The 13,888-nt window shown below is 51.5% G+C and carries 12 protein-coding genes; 6 read left to right on the forward strand and 6 right to left on the reverse strand.

Annotated features, from left to right (window positions below):
• Window positions 1–14 precede the first annotated feature (14 nt).
• The gene (locus JVX88_RS23265) at window positions 15–1,103 is read left to right on the forward strand and encodes a glycosyltransferase family 4 protein (RefSeq protein WP_211620654.1); all 1,089 of its coding nucleotides are present in this window, start codon (window positions 15–17) and stop codon (window positions 1,101–1,103) included.
• Window positions 1,104–1,548: 445 nt separating this feature from the next.
• The gene (locus JVX88_RS23270; protein WP_211620656.1) at window positions 1,549–2,127 is read left to right on the forward strand and encodes a glycogen debranching N-terminal domain-containing protein; all 579 of its coding nucleotides are present in this window, start codon (window positions 1,549–1,551) and stop codon (window positions 2,125–2,127) included.
• Window positions 2,128–2,309: 182 nt separating this feature from the next.
• On the opposite strand, the gene JVX88_RS23275 is transcribed toward JVX88_RS23270, so the two are convergent.
• Window positions 2,310–3,752: a serine/threonine protein kinase gene (locus JVX88_RS23275; RefSeq protein ID WP_211620658.1), complete on the reverse strand. Its 1,443-nt coding sequence runs from the start codon at window positions 3,750–3,752 to the stop codon at window positions 2,310–2,312.
• Window positions 3,753–3,778: 26 nt separating this feature from the next.
• Window positions 3,779–3,991, reverse strand: a complete 213-nt coding sequence (locus JVX88_RS23280) for a hypothetical protein (protein ID WP_211620659.1) — start codon at window positions 3,989–3,991, stop codon at window positions 3,779–3,781.
• A gap of 177 nt (window positions 3,992–4,168) precedes the next feature.
• Between JVX88_RS23280 and JVX88_RS40960 the strand changes: the two genes are divergently transcribed.
• Entirely contained in the window at window positions 4,169–4,615 is a 447-nt protein-coding gene (locus tag JVX88_RS40960) for a hypothetical protein (RefSeq protein ID WP_211620660.1), read from the forward strand.
• 124 nt (window positions 4,616–4,739) lie between these two features.
• Window positions 4,740–6,938 carry a MobF family relaxase gene (gene mobF, locus JVX88_RS23290; protein WP_211620661.1) on the forward strand — a complete coding sequence of 733 codons (2,199 nt, stop codon included), beginning with the start codon at window positions 4,740–4,742 and terminating at the stop codon, window positions 6,936–6,938.
• A 1,104-nt stretch (window positions 6,939–8,042) separates the two neighbouring features.
• On the opposite strand, the gene JVX88_RS23295 is transcribed toward mobF, so the two are convergent.
• Window positions 8,043–9,536, reverse strand: a complete 1,494-nt coding sequence (locus JVX88_RS23295; RefSeq protein WP_211620662.1) for an ABC transporter ATP-binding protein — start codon at window positions 9,534–9,536, stop codon at window positions 8,043–8,045.
• Window positions 9,537–9,635: 99 nt separating this feature from the next.
• Here JVX88_RS23295 and JVX88_RS23300 point away from each other — a divergent pair, with 99 nt between their 5' ends.
• Together JVX88_RS23300 and JVX88_RS23305 are read left to right on the forward strand one after the other, a co-directional pair.
• Window positions 9,636–10,160 carry an OB-fold nucleic acid binding domain-containing protein gene (locus tag JVX88_RS23300; protein ID WP_211620663.1) on the forward strand — a complete coding sequence of 175 codons (525 nt, stop codon included), beginning with the start codon at window positions 9,636–9,638 and terminating at the stop codon, window positions 10,158–10,160.
• Window positions 10,144–10,407, forward strand: a complete 264-nt coding sequence (locus tag JVX88_RS23305) for a hypothetical protein (protein ID WP_211620664.1) — start codon at window positions 10,144–10,146, stop codon at window positions 10,405–10,407. The genes JVX88_RS23300 and JVX88_RS23305 overlap by 17 nt, the downstream gene beginning before the upstream one ends.
• Before the next feature lie 369 nt (window positions 10,408–10,776).
• Here JVX88_RS23305 and JVX88_RS23310 read toward each other — a convergent pair whose 3' ends face one another.
• The 3 genes from JVX88_RS23310 to JVX88_RS23320 form a co-directional block, all read right to left on the reverse strand.
• Window positions 10,777–10,998 (reverse strand): DUF4327 family protein, encoded by a 222-nt coding sequence (locus JVX88_RS23310; protein ID WP_035999156.1) that lies wholly within the window; start codon window positions 10,996–10,998, stop codon window positions 10,777–10,779.
• Window positions 10,999–11,664: 666 nt separating this feature from the next.
• Window positions 11,665–12,195: a 4-hydroxythreonine-4-phosphate dehydrogenase PdxA gene (locus JVX88_RS23315; RefSeq protein WP_317134414.1), complete on the reverse strand. Its 531-nt coding sequence runs from the start codon at window positions 12,193–12,195 to the stop codon at window positions 11,665–11,667.
• Window positions 12,196–12,245: 50 nt separating this feature from the next.
• Complete coding sequence (locus tag JVX88_RS23320) at window positions 12,246–13,667, reverse strand: DUF1254 domain-containing protein (protein WP_211620668.1); 1,422 nt, start codon at window positions 13,665–13,667, stop codon at window positions 12,246–12,248.
• Window positions 13,668–13,888 lie beyond the last annotated feature (221 nt).

A 13,888-nucleotide genomic window follows, 5' to 3' on the forward strand; every position in this document is an offset into this window, starting at 1 on the left:
TTAGGAGACTTGTTATGCGAATTGCTCAAGTTGCCCCCTTATGGGAGCGAGTACCCCCTCCGGCCTATGGAGGAACTGAACTCGTGGTCGCTCATTTAGCGAATGAATTAACTCGTCGTGGTCATGATGTTACCCTGTTTGCTACAGCCGATTCAAAAACGCTAGCAAAACTAGAACCCGGCGCACCCCAACCGATGCGTCTTGCAGGTGTCACCCCGGTTGAATATCAGCTCTATGATTTGATGCAGCTAACGCGGGTGGTGCAGCAGGCTGATCAGTTTGATGTGATTCACTTCCATGTTGATGCTTCCGCTTTGCCCTACGGCAATCTTCTCAAAACCCCGGTGGTGCATACCATCCACGGCGTCCTTACCCCGACAGCAGCAGAGCTGTTTGCCCAGAACCGACACCAAAACTTTGTGAGTATCTCTGATTCGCAGCGACGAAACGATCTGGGACTGAATTATGTTGCTACGGTCTATAACGGAATTGATCCAGCCACTTATGAATTTCATCCGCAGCCAGATGAGCCTCCTTATCTGGCTTTCTTTGGGCGAATTTCGCCGGAAAAGGGTCCCCACTTGGCGATTGAGCTGGCAAAACGCACCGGATGGCGCTTAATCATGGCAGGCAAGGTAGATCGGGCCGATCAAGCCTTCTATGAAAGCGAAGTCAAGCCGTTGATTGACGGGAAGCAAATCGTCTATGTCGGTGAAGCCAACCATGCCCAAAAGAGCGAGATTATGGGGCGGGCTGTAGCAACTCTGTGCTTGCTGACCTGGGAAGAACCCTTCGGACTGGTAATGCCAGAGTCAATGGTTTGCGGTACGCCCGTGATTGCAATGGCGCGTGGTTCTGCCCCTGAGCTGATTGTGCATGGCAAAACTGGCTTTTTGTGCCATTCGATGGATGAATGTGTGGCAGCTCTAGCTCAGATTGAGACCATCGACCGGAAAGCCTGCCGTGAGCATGTGGAACAAAACTTTAGCCACATCCGCATGGTAGAAGGCTACGAGGCGGTTTATTACCAGCTCATGGAAAAACGGTTTGCCCAAAACGGTAAGCTGCAACGCTCTAAGCCAACCTCTGAACCCGTGATCTAAACCAAACCGGAATCTGACCGTAACCTAACCTAGAGGGGCGGGCAACAGTTCGCCCTTCTGGTCCTGAATTCAATTAGATAAGTGAATGCGTAGGCGAGGTTGGTCTACAGCGGCACAGCTTCTGTATCCTTCGAAACTTCTTGAAATCTCGTCTGTCGATCCGCAATCCCACCTGTTTTTTGATTGAGCGTAGATTAAATTAACAAACAATTTAAGTAGCTCAAAATATTTTGATTAATTTGGAGAATTACCTAGCAGCCCAAATAGAGCAAGTAAAATTTTAAAGAGCGATTTCTGTCAATCATCTAGCCTTACCACGTTTCTTGGTAGGGGAATCGTTGTGCAAGCCTCCTAAATCTTTCGTAAATCTTGCAAATATGGGTTTTGCGTTCCCCCTGCCCTATTTTAGGTTTACATTGCCCTATTTACGTGCTGGTTCTAAATTATGCCTGATATTGTCGAACTAGATGGACGCACCTTCATTCCGGCTGAACAGTTGAGCCTACCGCAAGCCTGTACTACTCCCGGACGGTTCCAATCTACCCTCACTTTAAAGGACGATGATCTGTTTTTGATCACCGATACCTTGGGGAACATCAATGGCTGTCTTGAGGAAGACAGCAACAGCAGTTTGGGGCTTTTCTGTCGTGACACCCGTTTCCTGAGTTTGCTCGATTTGCAAATTGAAAAGCACACTCCGGTGCTGTTGAGCAGCACGGCCCAAAAAGGATTTGCCCTTTCGGTGCTTTGCGCCAATCCTTATATTGAGAATCGGCTGTTGGCCGAGGTAATTGGGGTACAACGCGAAGTGGTCCTCAACGGTGGCCTATTTGAGGAGTTGACCATCACCAACTACAGCCGCGAACCGGTTAAGTTTGAAATCAGCCTATCATTTGCAGCACAAATAACCATGCTCGCCAAGTTGCCATCGGTTTACCTCCTTTTATGCGTCATCTATGCGTCAGTGAAAGCTATAGTCCTAGCAAGTTTCACAATCAGGTCTAAATCAAATTTAATAACTTAGGACAGAGTAACCAAATGATTGGCCCCTATCCTAGAATCTTGACATCAATCAACCTGGAGATGAACTGCCTTTGGTAGGAAGCTTTGAGCGGATGGAAATCTCAAGAGTGCTCAATCACTCACTCCAAAGGCTTAGAAGCAGGCTGAGTGTCAGGCTTAGAAGGCATCAACCGCTTCTGAACATTATGGCTGATGCATCAATTGCCAAAATATTTGGGCTTGCTGTGGATCGGTGATTTCATTCACAATCGCTTCTACCAATTCTTCAGGAGAAATTGGAGTCTGTTGCATCAGTAGATCGTCCAGAACCAGAGTGCCGACTGGACCAATGCATTGAACTAAAGCCTGCTGACAGCGTTCTAGAAAATCCGAACTAAAGTTGATAGTTGGCTTTGTGCTTGATAAAGATACACTAGAGTCAAAAGTTTTAGAATGACTCATAGAAACCTCAGAAGAGACCTGTGAGAACTGTGTAGAAGACCATAACTCGCTGGTCAAACTAGCTCTAAACTCTTCTGCCTGAGCTAGATCGGGAATTTCTGTTGCTAGCGCTTCAATCAGCTCAGCGGGAGTGAGATTGGCAGACTGAGTCAATACTTGCTCCAACACAAAGGTGGCAATTGGCCCAATTCGTCGCGACAGCTCCTGTTGGCAATGGTGAATGAAGGCTGAAGTCAGCGTGGTAGGAGTCGGTGGTTGGTTGGCTGGATGAGTGGTAGCGGGCTTCTGCGGAGCAGTTGGGGAGTAGCGGGCTTCTGCGGAGCAGTTAGGTGGTAGCGGGCTTCTACGGGGCAGTTGGGCGGATGAGATAACAGGCCGCAAATCGGCTAGGATCTCAGCAGCAGATTGGTAGCGGGCTTTTGGTTTGTCATACAGCATTCGCTCTAGAATTCTAGCTAGCGTAGTGCTGATCTTGACAGAATCCTGCCAGCGCCACTCTAACGTTTCCTGGTCCATCAAAAGCTGGGGTTCTTGGCCGGTCAGCAATACTAGTGCCGTTACACCCAGCGCATACAGATCACTGGATGGAAAACACTGGCCCATGCGCAGTTGTTCGGGGGGGGCATAGCCAAACTTACCGACAAACGAAGCTGTATCTGATGCTTTGCCATAGGCATAGATTTGATTTATTGTCTGTTTGACCAAGCCAAAATCGATTAAAACCGGGCGACTATTGGAAGCATCGGGTCGCATGACATTATCAGGGGAAATGTCACGATGCACAATTTGCCGCTGGTGCAAATACTCCAATACAGGCAGCAAATCCTGAAACCATTGAATCACCTCTGTCTCGGAAAAGGCTTGTCTCTGCGACTGGCGCTCACGTAAAAGCTGAGCGTAGGTTTCACCTGCAATATACTCCTGGACTAAAAACAACCTTTCTTGCGCGACAAACCAGGCTAGAAACTTGGGAATTTGGGGATGGTCAATTTCGTAGAGGACGCGCGCCTCGCGTTCAAACAACTCCCGTGCTTTCTGTATAGCGTACTGGGTGCGATTAGCTGGGGCAAATTCCTTGAGCACACAGGGATGGTTGAAGCAGTGCGTATCGTAGGCTAGATAGGTCTGCCCAAAGCCGCCCCGACCCAAGAGTTTCTGAATTTGATAGCGATTGTTAATTAGCATTCATGCTTCATCCGCATCCCAGAGTCTCAAAGTGTAGATGTTGGAGATTCAACTGTTGGCACCATCTCCATAGTCAAAACAGCAGGTTTTTGCTGCACCCTGGCTTCTAGAGGCCGCACTTTGGCAACCAGTTTGATGAACTGCTCGTAATTGGGCAAAGCTGCTTCAGGTATGTAACCAGCATCGCCAATAATGCTAGAAGGGGCATTCCGCATGGCGGTTTCAATCTGATATTGCAAGTTGCGATCTACGGTAGGAGCTAGCAAAACTGCGCTAGCCGGAACGGATCTCCCAGAGATCATCGCACCCATCAGCCTGACGGTCGTAGGCGTAGCGGGGCTTGCGGAAGAGGGTGTGTAGAAGATTCATGTATAGTCCTTTCGGTAGAGGGGCGAGCCCGAAGGCCCGCCCGGTTGATGTGCCTAGTCCTTCTTGTCGCTGATGACGCGAAGCGTGATGCGTCCGTCAAGAGGCACGGTCTCGATCTGGATGTTGAATCCGTTGCCGTCTGCATGCGGCCAGGCAGCTCCGATTCGCGTCCAAAAGCCCTTCTTGTTGTCCTGGCCGCGGACGTGGTACGCGGCGTAGGTCGGTGTGCGGTCAACGGTGGCGATAGTGGTGTCGGTCATGTTCTGTCTCCTTGTCGTTTGGGGACACGCCTATCGCGTCCCGATGGCACGATCAATGAAGCCGTGGCAGACGTGGCGCAGCGTAATGGTCAAGCGAAGAGCCGAAGGCTTCCGCTCGCGGAAAGCGGCTCTGGCAGCTTGAACCGTCACGGCGACGGCTTCACAGTGCCATGTCACGGACGCGGGCAGTGTCACACTCACGCGGAGACTGCATTGACACAATCCCGCCACTGAGGTACTGACAAACACACTGCAACTCCGCCGAGCATCGCGGCGTAGCAGTGCAAGCATCGAGCGAACGTTCGCGTGCGATGCAGAACGTCAACATCGCAATGAACTGCGTGGTGAGGGCAAATCCATGCTTCGTGTGACACAGAGCAACAGTGCCGCCCGTGCGAAGAGCTACTACAGCACGGCTGACTACTACACCGAAGGACAGGAGCTTGTCGGCCTTTGGCGTGGCAAGGGTGCGGCGCGCCTGAAGCTCTCCGGCATGATTGACCGGGATGACTGGGATCTGCTCTGCGACAATCGTCAGCCCGAAACAGGCGAAGCCCTCACACCGCGGCGCAAGGACGAGCGCCGCGTCGGCTACGACTTCAACTTTCACTGCCCCAAGAGCGTGTCACTGCTTTACGGACTCACTCAGGACCAGCGGATTCTTCAGGCTTTCCGTGAGTCAGTCGAGGCGACGATGGAGGACATCGAAGCCGAGTCCAAGGCTCGCGTCCGCCGCGGCGGAAAGAACGAAGACCGACTGACCGGCAATCTCGCCTGGGGCGAGTTCGTGCATTTCACTGCACGGCCGGAGGATGGCGTTCCCGACCCGCACTTGCACGCTCACTGCTTCGTGTTCAATGGCACCTTTGACGAACAGGAGGACCGTTGGAAAGCGGTCCAGGTCGGAGACATCAAGCGGGATGCCCCGTATTTCGAGGCGGTCTTTCACTCGCGGTTCGCGCGCCGGCTAGAAGAGCTCGGCCTAGAAACGCGGCGGACAGTGAACGGCTGGGAACTCACGGGGATCGCTCCGGAAACTCTCACCACATTTTCCAGACGAACGGCTCGCATTGAGAAGTTGGCGAAAGCACGCGGGATCACCAATCCGGACGCAAAGGCCGAACTGGGAGCGCAGACACGCTCCGGTAAAGCGAAGGAAATGTCCATGCCGGAGTTGAACCATCTCTGGCGTTCGCGGATGACGGAGCAGGAACTTGCCAGCCTGGATGCCGTGAGACGCCGCGTGGGCCGCGATCCTATCGGAGAGGACGATCGTGCCGCTCTGGGTGCCGTGGAACGAGCGATGGCGCACAGCTTTGAGCGGGCCTCAGTGCTGCCGGAGCGGACGTTCTTGGCGGAAGCACTGAGGCAGGGCTACGGGGTGGCATCGCGCGAGACGATCGAAAGGCTTGCCGGCAAACAGCCATTGATTCGGGCGACACGGGATGGTCGCCAACTCGTCACGTCGTTGGAAGTGCTGGAAGAGGAGAAGGCCATGCTGCGATTCGCCCGCGAAGGCAGAGGCACATGTCGGCCCATCCACCTGGGAACGATCACGTTTCCTGTCAAGAACTTCAGCGAGGAGCAGAAACGGGCAGTACGCCACGTGGTTACCTCAAAGGACCGAGTCGTACTGATTCGAGGTGCGGCGGGCGCGGGCAAGACGAGCATGATGAAGGTGGCTCGCGATGTTAGCGTTGCCATTGCTGCTGAGAATGTGATTTTAGCGGCGGGCACGATTGGCACAACGCGGATTTTGCTGAACAGTGCGAAGACAACCCCAGCAATCGCCAATCCCCGTATCGGCAAAGGACTGATCCTGCATCCCTCGGTACCCCTGATCGGCATATTTGACAAGACCATCAAGCTGTTAGAGGGGCTGGATAGCGCCACGTTTGTCGAGGCGTTCGGCGTCACTCCGGGTTTCATCTTTGAAACGATGGGAGGACTTCCTGCCTATGGCGCACTTCTGGTCCCTGGCAATGGCAAGCAGGTCTATGAGACGGTCAGCCAGTTTAATCAATGCGCCGGATTTGGCACCATGCTGGTCGATACTCCCTCGGATGATAACTGCGTCAGTTTAGATGAGCAGGGTGATGTAATGGTGCAATATGGTCTGAGTGATAGTGACAAGCAGCGGCTACGTACGGGAGTAGCGATTGGCATTCGCATGATGTTTATGGCCGGGGCCAAGCAGGTGATCATTCCATCAAACGAGAATTTCCTCAATCAGGAGAACTTTGATCCGATGGTTGGTGTATACCTCACTGATATTGCACAAGCAGATCTGGTAGAACGGAATCTGAATTTTACTCCGAATCGCACCCTGCTGACGGCTGCCCACTTGCAGGCAACCAATAAAATGAGCAGCTCTCCTGAAACTGGGGTGGTTTCTAAACACCAGCGTGTCTGGAACGTGTTGACCGGAACTGAGATCCCGAATCTTTACATCATGGATAGCAGCATCTTTCCAACCTCTGTTGGGGCAAACCCAATGCAGACGATTTATACCTTCGCCTACATCTTTTCCAAGCGCTTGCTACAAGGGATGGCATAGGCAACTCAATCTTCGCATCCTAACTCATCCGCCCTTCAATCGCAGGTTGATTAAAAACCTCTGAACGTTAGCCACCTTCCTATCCACTTATGGAGTCCTAACCATGTCTGATTCTATTCAAAATGATCCGGCAAACAGTATTCAAATTGGCAATCTGATTAGTGACTGGGAAGGTCTCGCTCCAGTAACGCCCTACCTCCATCTGACTGCTCCAGCCGTATCTAATTCGAATTCAACTCCTGATCAATCTAAGTATCCCAGTGTCGTAGGGACTCGGCGCTTGGCAGTCACCGATACGGCTCAAAATATCCGTAAACGCTCCTGGATGGGCTGGTTTCTCTGGGGCGATGGCACTCCACCGCCGGGAGTTACGCCCGGCTATCCGGTGACTGAAACCTCACCGCCGCTGTATAACAACGACAACTGGGATTTCTTTTCCTGGCAATACTCAGCCGGAGATGACCCCAATAACGGCAAATGGAAAGCGATTCGTCTCGATCAGCAGCCGCTATATCTGAATCCGTTTCGGATCAATTACAACTGGGCACCGGGCAGATTTGGCTATCAAACCCAGCCCTTGCTTCCCTTCAAAAGCAACGTTGGCTACTGGGCAGATAAAAAAATCGTCCGCGGCCCCAATCTTTCCCTGTCCTATCCCTATCTGGTCGAATATGGCGACTACATCGATAAAACCAAAGTCCCGGAATTCCCCGATGAGTGGCGGAAGTCCTGGCTGTATATTCATACGCGACCGCTGGAAACCCTGGTCATGGTGCCCGGAATTAAAACTCCGGCGGAACTGTTAACCCCAGGGATCTGGAATCAGGTGGGCACGGATCATCAGCCCTTTCCCTATCCGGTTTGGGATGAAACCCTCGGACCTGCGGATCAAACACCCTTTTGCATCAAAGTCGATCGCATGGGAGATTGGGATGCCGATCTGATCTGGGAAGGCACCCATGCCAATGCTGCTAACTACGACCAGAACAAATACCAGCCCACGGCCTTTCATCAGCCGGGAATAGGCAATTACCTGAAAATGACGGTGGCCCAAGGATCGCCGCTGATCTGGTGTGAAACCAATAACAGTCAGTACGTCAACTTCTATAATTTGATTCGCACTAACGAACTCGGATACATTGCCGACACAGGAGGCACGCTGCCCACGTTCATAAATTTCTCTATGAACTCATCGGCATTCGCAATGCGGCACACTTGCTTTACGTCTTCGAAAGAGGCTTCCGGGTTCGAGAACCTGATGTTCTCGAGTATTGTCCCATCAAAAAGAAAGTTGTCCTGCAAAACAACACCGAGATGTCTTCGATAATCGCGCAGCCGAATCGTTTGAAGATCTTTCCCATCAATTCTAATAACGCCATTAGTTGGCTGAATGAAGTTCAGTACCAGACTCAATATAGTTGACTTACCAGAACCGCTGGAACCTACAAGTGCGGTTGTCGTTCCTGCTTCAGAGATAAATGAGATCCCTTTTAATACGGGCACATCTTTTTCATACTCGAACTCGACTTTTTCAAATTCAATGTCTCCGTTGGGCTCTGGAAGAGGGTTGCGCTTCGCGTCTTCTTCAGTTTCGGTCGGCATTGCCATAACCTCGCGTATGCGGTCGAGCCCTGCCAAAGCCTCTGTAACCTGCGTTCCTATCGCGGCCAGCTCTACTACGGGAAGCGCGAGCAAGAAAGTGAATGAGATATACATCAGAAAATCGCCGAGCGTCATCGTCTGCTGCTGGATCGCATTGCCGCCAATGATTATCATTGCCACTGCAACAGCCCCGATCACCAAAGAAGCAAATGAATTTATTGCCGAAACCCCGGTAACCGATTTTGCTACATTCCTGAATAACCTGTGAGCACCGCGGGCAAAGGAGAGCTCCTCTCGCTTTTCGGCTGTGTAGGCCTTAACTATTCGTATGCCGCCCAGCGATTCGCCCAGGCGTCCGGTAACTTCCGCTGTTATCTCACCGCGTTCACGAAATATCGGCCTCAAAAGTTTTAATGCATACAGGAGAACACCGCCGAAAACTGCAATAACCGCAAGCGTCGCAAGTGTCAGCTGCCAGTTCAAATAGAAAAGTACACCGATCGAGATCGTGGCAGTAACAAGGCTTCCGAGTATCTGGCCGAGTCCCGTACCAACAAGGTTCCTGATACCCTCCGCGTCATTCATTATCCGCGAGATCAATTGACCTGATTGCGTCGAATCAAAATATGTTATCGGTAGGCGTTCGATATGTGTTTGCACGCGCTTCCGCATCTCAGTTATCGCACGCTGTGCCGCCACGCCGAGTATCTGCGAAAGAGCAAATGAAGTAGAAGCCTGGATCAGCGTTGCAATACCGATCGCCATCGCGATATACGTGAGCAGTTCGTATCGGCCTTTTCCAAGCACTTCGTCGCCGATATATTTAGTGGAGGCCGGAAGCACCATACCCGCCAATCGGGATACCAAAAGCAAAATACTTCCCAGCGCGAGACGCCAGCGTGCGTCCCAAACGATCTTTTTTGCCTCAGCCCACGCACCAGTGTAGCTGATCTTCTTTTTGCCCTTTTTTGAGTCGCTACCAGCCTCGTCTGCCATTCATTACAGTGTTCGCCCGCAAAGCCGACAAGTCAAGCCCGGAAACTCTCGTGATCAGGCTTTTTCAGTCTACGCGATATAGCGTAGAATCTTCTTTTTATGCCGCAGACATATATCAACGAATTAAAGGACAAGATCGGCGAGTCGGTCACGCTGAAAGGCTGGCTCTATAACAAGCGTTCGAGCGGAAAGCTCGTGTTTTTGCAGCTCCGCGATGGGACGGGCATCGTGCAATGCGTGGTTTTCAAGCCGAATGACGAGGCGTTGTATGAGGTCGCGGATTCGCTGGGGCAGGAATCGTCTATCATCGTTACCGGAACTGTGAAAGAGGACGCGCGTTCGCCGATCGGCGTCGAACTCGACGTGACGGGGCTTGAAGTTTTGCAGAATGTGCACGATTACCCGATCACGCCAAAAGAACACGGCACGGAATTCCTGATGGATCATCGCCATCTGTGGATACGTTCGAAGCGGCAGCACGCAATTTTGAAAATTCGCCATACCGTCATCAAAGCGGTGCGTGATTATTTCGATTCGAACGGCTTTACGCTCGCCGACACGCCCATCTTCACGCCCGCCGCGTGCGAAGGCACGACGACGCTGCAAGTTGACAACCGAGCTTAGCCAGTTGGCGGAAGAATGGGAGACGAAAGGCATTTCCACTGAACAGGAAGCCCGCAATTTTGTGGATACCCTCTGGAGAAGAGATACTAACCCGTCCGCAAGTCAGGCAGTTCCCCAGTCGCCCATGTCGTCCTTGCCTAGAGAGTCAGTCTCGCCTGATGTGCAGCAAGATTTACAGGAACTAACGGCCCAAATTGCGGCAATTCGTGCTGAAATTGAGCGGCTGCGTGACCAAGATAATTCCTGAAGCCGCCGTTCATTTTATTCAATTCAATCTAGTTGGGGTTAGATTCCCCGACCCTTGGGGCGTTCGTATTCGGTCATGTGAACCGAAATACCCTGCCGCAAACGGCGGGGTGAGTTTATTTATTAAAGACAAGAAAAATCAGGTGTTTCTCTAGTACCGCTAGGATTTTAGAAAAACGCCTGGTTATTTACTCGTAGATGCTGATTTATGGAGCAAAAGCGCCGCAGCTCAGATTTAGATCACAATTTATGGATCTCTAAATTAGAGCAAATTATGCAGAGCATTGTGCTAACTGAGGGTGTTTACAATTGCCGATTGAGTTCGTCTATTAAGCAAAATAGATTTGTTTGATTAAAACGATCAATCAATTCAATCATTTTCCCAGTCTTCCCGGCCCAACAAATCGCCAATTCGATCGCGCAGCAGGAAATCGTGATCTTCTAGAACACACTCGATCCCAGCCCACTCGCGAGCAGGAATGTATTGACAGAGGACATAGATCGGCTGGTGACGGCTAACAACCCCCTTTTGTACCAATTGCCGTGCTTCATCTTGCAGTAGGTTCATTGAATACTGAACAGATTGAATCATGATTCACCCTCTGGAAACTGGATTATGGTTCGTTTATGCCCAAATAGGCGGAGAAAGTAGAGAAGAGCATGACAGCTCGAATCCAAATTCGGCGAAGTAGCACAAAGTTAAACTGAGAAATCGTCTTTGTAATCAGGTATACTGAATGATTTCTATTTTCACGCTAACGCTCTACTGATCATATTAATAAAGATTACGAAGGTCAGCAAATCTTGACGAAATATTGGGGCTGTGCTGTAGAGATGCTGAAGTTGCGATACTGAGCCGAGAATGGTTAGAACATGCCAGGAGCCGAACAAAAACAGGGTAATACCGCTAGGAACACATTGAAGTTGTGCTCAAACTTCTACCTAAGCTAGATGCACGATGAGATCCACCGAGGCTAGGAAATGCAGCCAAAACCTGGCATTCCCATGTCGCAATATCGCAAATAAACAAATAAAGCAGTGGGCGGCAGCTGATCCATCCTTTACCTCTGAGTCATCTCATTCTGGATTGAATATAAGCTAGCCCTAGAGCACCTACATTTGAGCTTATCCTCCCTAATTAGCCTAAAATTCAAAGGTTCCGGCATATTAGCCTTAAAATCATTTTTATGCTTTCTCAAGCTTTCTTAGGCTTTTCTTAGTCTTCTATTAATATTGATTGCAAAACCTGCGGGTTTAGTTAAACGACAACCGCGGTCCGACGTTTCTGACCGATCTCGATTGCCACTTGAATTGCTGCTTTGAAGCTATCCGCTTGGGCAATACCCCGTCCAGCAATATCAAACGCGGTGCCGTGGTCAGGAGAGGTGCGAATAAACGGTAAGCCAATCGTGGTATTCACAGCCCGGTCAAACGCCATGAGCTTAACGGGAATCAAGCCTTGGTCGTGATAGAGCGCGAGATAGGCATCTTCACCAAGATCGGCACCTGCTGAGCCGCTACTGCTCTGCCCGTACCATGCTTGGGCTGGACGAACCCATAAGGTATCGGGAGGAACCGGACCTCGCAGGTGAACCTGGGGAAATTGAGCAGCCATCTCCTCTAGCCAGGGAATCAGCCAGGTTTGCTCCTCCTGTCCGAGTTGACCTTGCTCTCCGCTATGGGGATTGAGGCCAGCAATTGCAATCCGGGGATGACTCAGGCAAAAGTCTTGCTGCAATGACTGAACCAATAGCTCTAGCTTCTGCCACGCCAATTGAAAAAGGTTCAAAAACCTACTTGACCCCATCCTTCTCAAAGGCTATGTTAGCTGACAAATGATTACTTTACTTTTTCGATATCTGGAAGTGTCCAGATGCGCTCGAAGTATGGCTCGGTCGGAGCATAAAACCGGAAGTAGGCAAACCAGCCACGGTCGGGCAAAGTCGGTGCCCAGTTTGTTTCCTTGCCGGTTGGTGCAGTGGGGGCAAAATAGAGATCCACAGATCCATCGGCATTCTGGATTAAATCCCCGCGCGAATCCACACCCGCAATATTGTATGGGGTATCGATAAAGCAACGGGTTTCCGTGTCGTAAAGCGTGATCGACCAGAACTGTTTGACGGGTGCATGGGGTGGAACGCGGAGGGTGTAACAGTTGCCGCCCTGAAGCCAATCACCTTCCCTGTCTTTCTGGATGCCGATGTATTGCTGGCCGAGTCCAGGCGTTGTGGTCGTCATCCCGGCACTCAGGGTGACGGCTTCGTAAAACCAGGCAGTGCGTTCATCCAGGGCGGTGTGGTGTTCTGTTTCTTGATTGGCTTCCAGCAACACAGCGTTCTTCCAGTGCGTACCGGGCCAGATGTGAGCTTCCGGCTGGCGCTTGGCATAGCTGAGGCTCCGAGCCATCGCCTCCCCAACGACAGCCGCCTGTTCCAGGATCTGCTGCTGACGAGCATCGGGCTGGAACGGTTTACCCTTTTCGATGCCAAGCGGTTTGAGCATCGCCACCATCATGCGATCGCGTTCATGCACAGGCTCTTCGTTCAGCATCTTAGCCAGCAGTCGCCAGTAGTCTAAACTACTACCTGGCCAGCTGCTCCACGTTTTGCCTGTCCCCAGGATGATCCTCGTCTGGCGGGGATTAGCTCGCTGCGCGTAGGCGTATGCCTGATAACTGGCGTTTAGCGCCTCGGTCTCCTGCGGGTCAGTGGTCAGCACCCGGAAGGCATGGAAGAGATTGTTGGTGGGCGACTGGACGATGTGATAGCTCTCAACATCCAATGGGGCTTCCTGATCAGGGGCGAGCACAAGGTACTTACCGCCTTCTCCCTTGTCCGGGCCAGTCAGCCCCAGGTCGGTGATCGGACGCTGCCAGAAATCCAGGATGCCGCCTGCGGTCTGACCTTTTGGGTAATCGATCACCAAGGGGCCAGTCCGTTGCAGGTTCAGGAAACCGACCACATAGGGCGTGGTGTCATTGGCGGTGAGAATGGGGAGTTTATCGCGGAAACTGGTCGTCAACACCAGATCGCCATCCTGCTGATCAAACACCGTTTCGTGGGCTTCCTGCCACTGAGCAAAGCTGACTAAAGGAATCGCCCAGAGATAGGTCTGTACCGCCCGCTGGAAGTCGAGTTCGTCATAGAGTCGGGTGAGACTTTCTGCCGTGGGATACCCACCCTCGAACGCTAACGGCCCGATACGGGAATCTAGGGTGCCTGTCATTGGTAGCGTTTGCGCCTGGGTTGTGTCGTCCTGCATCGGGTTCTCCTAAAAGAGTTAATAGTTTGCACTGCTATGAAATTCTAGACTGAAATCCTGATCCTTATTGTGATCCTTATTGAATTTGCCAATCTCCAGGCTCCCAGCGACTCAAAACCCTGTTGCGATAGCAGGCTAACGGTCCGGTTGAGCGGCTGTCAGTAATCTTTGCAGCCACGCCAAGATCTCTCGACAGTCCGCTGCAAGCGAATTATGGGATG

The sequence above is a fragment of the Leptolyngbya sp. 7M genome (assembly GCF_018128485.1).

Excerpts from the sequence above, each read along its gene's own strand:
- JVX88_RS23275 (WP_211620658.1), bottom strand. The coding sequence starts at position 3,752 with ATGCTAATTAACAATCGCTATCAAATTCAGAAACTCTTGGGTCGGGGC.
- mobF (WP_211620661.1), top strand. The coding sequence starts at position 4,740 with ATGCTTCGTGTGACACAGAGCAACAGTGCCGCCCGTGCGAAGAGCTAC.
- JVX88_RS23270 (WP_211620656.1), top strand. The coding sequence starts at position 1,549 with ATGCCTGATATTGTCGAACTAGATGGACGCACCTTCATTCCGGCTGAA.
- JVX88_RS23320 (WP_211620668.1), bottom strand. The coding sequence starts at position 13,667 with ATGCAGGACGACACAACCCAGGCGCAAACGCTACCAATGACAGGCACC.
- JVX88_RS40960 (WP_211620660.1), top strand. The coding sequence starts at position 4,169 with ATGTGCCTAGTCCTTCTTGTCGCTGATGACGCGAAGCGTGATGCGTCC.
- JVX88_RS23310 (WP_035999156.1), bottom strand. The coding sequence starts at position 10,998 with ATGATTCAATCTGTTCAGTATTCAATGAACCTACTGCAAGATGAAGCA.
- JVX88_RS23295 (WP_211620662.1), bottom strand. The coding sequence starts at position 9,536 with ATGGCAGACGAGGCTGGTAGCGACTCAAAAAAGGGCAAAAAGAAGATC.
- JVX88_RS23265 (WP_211620654.1), top strand. The coding sequence starts at position 15 with ATGCGAATTGCTCAAGTTGCCCCCTTATGGGAGCGAGTACCCCCTCCG.
- JVX88_RS23300 (WP_211620663.1), top strand. The coding sequence starts at position 9,636 with ATGCCGCAGACATATATCAACGAATTAAAGGACAAGATCGGCGAGTCG.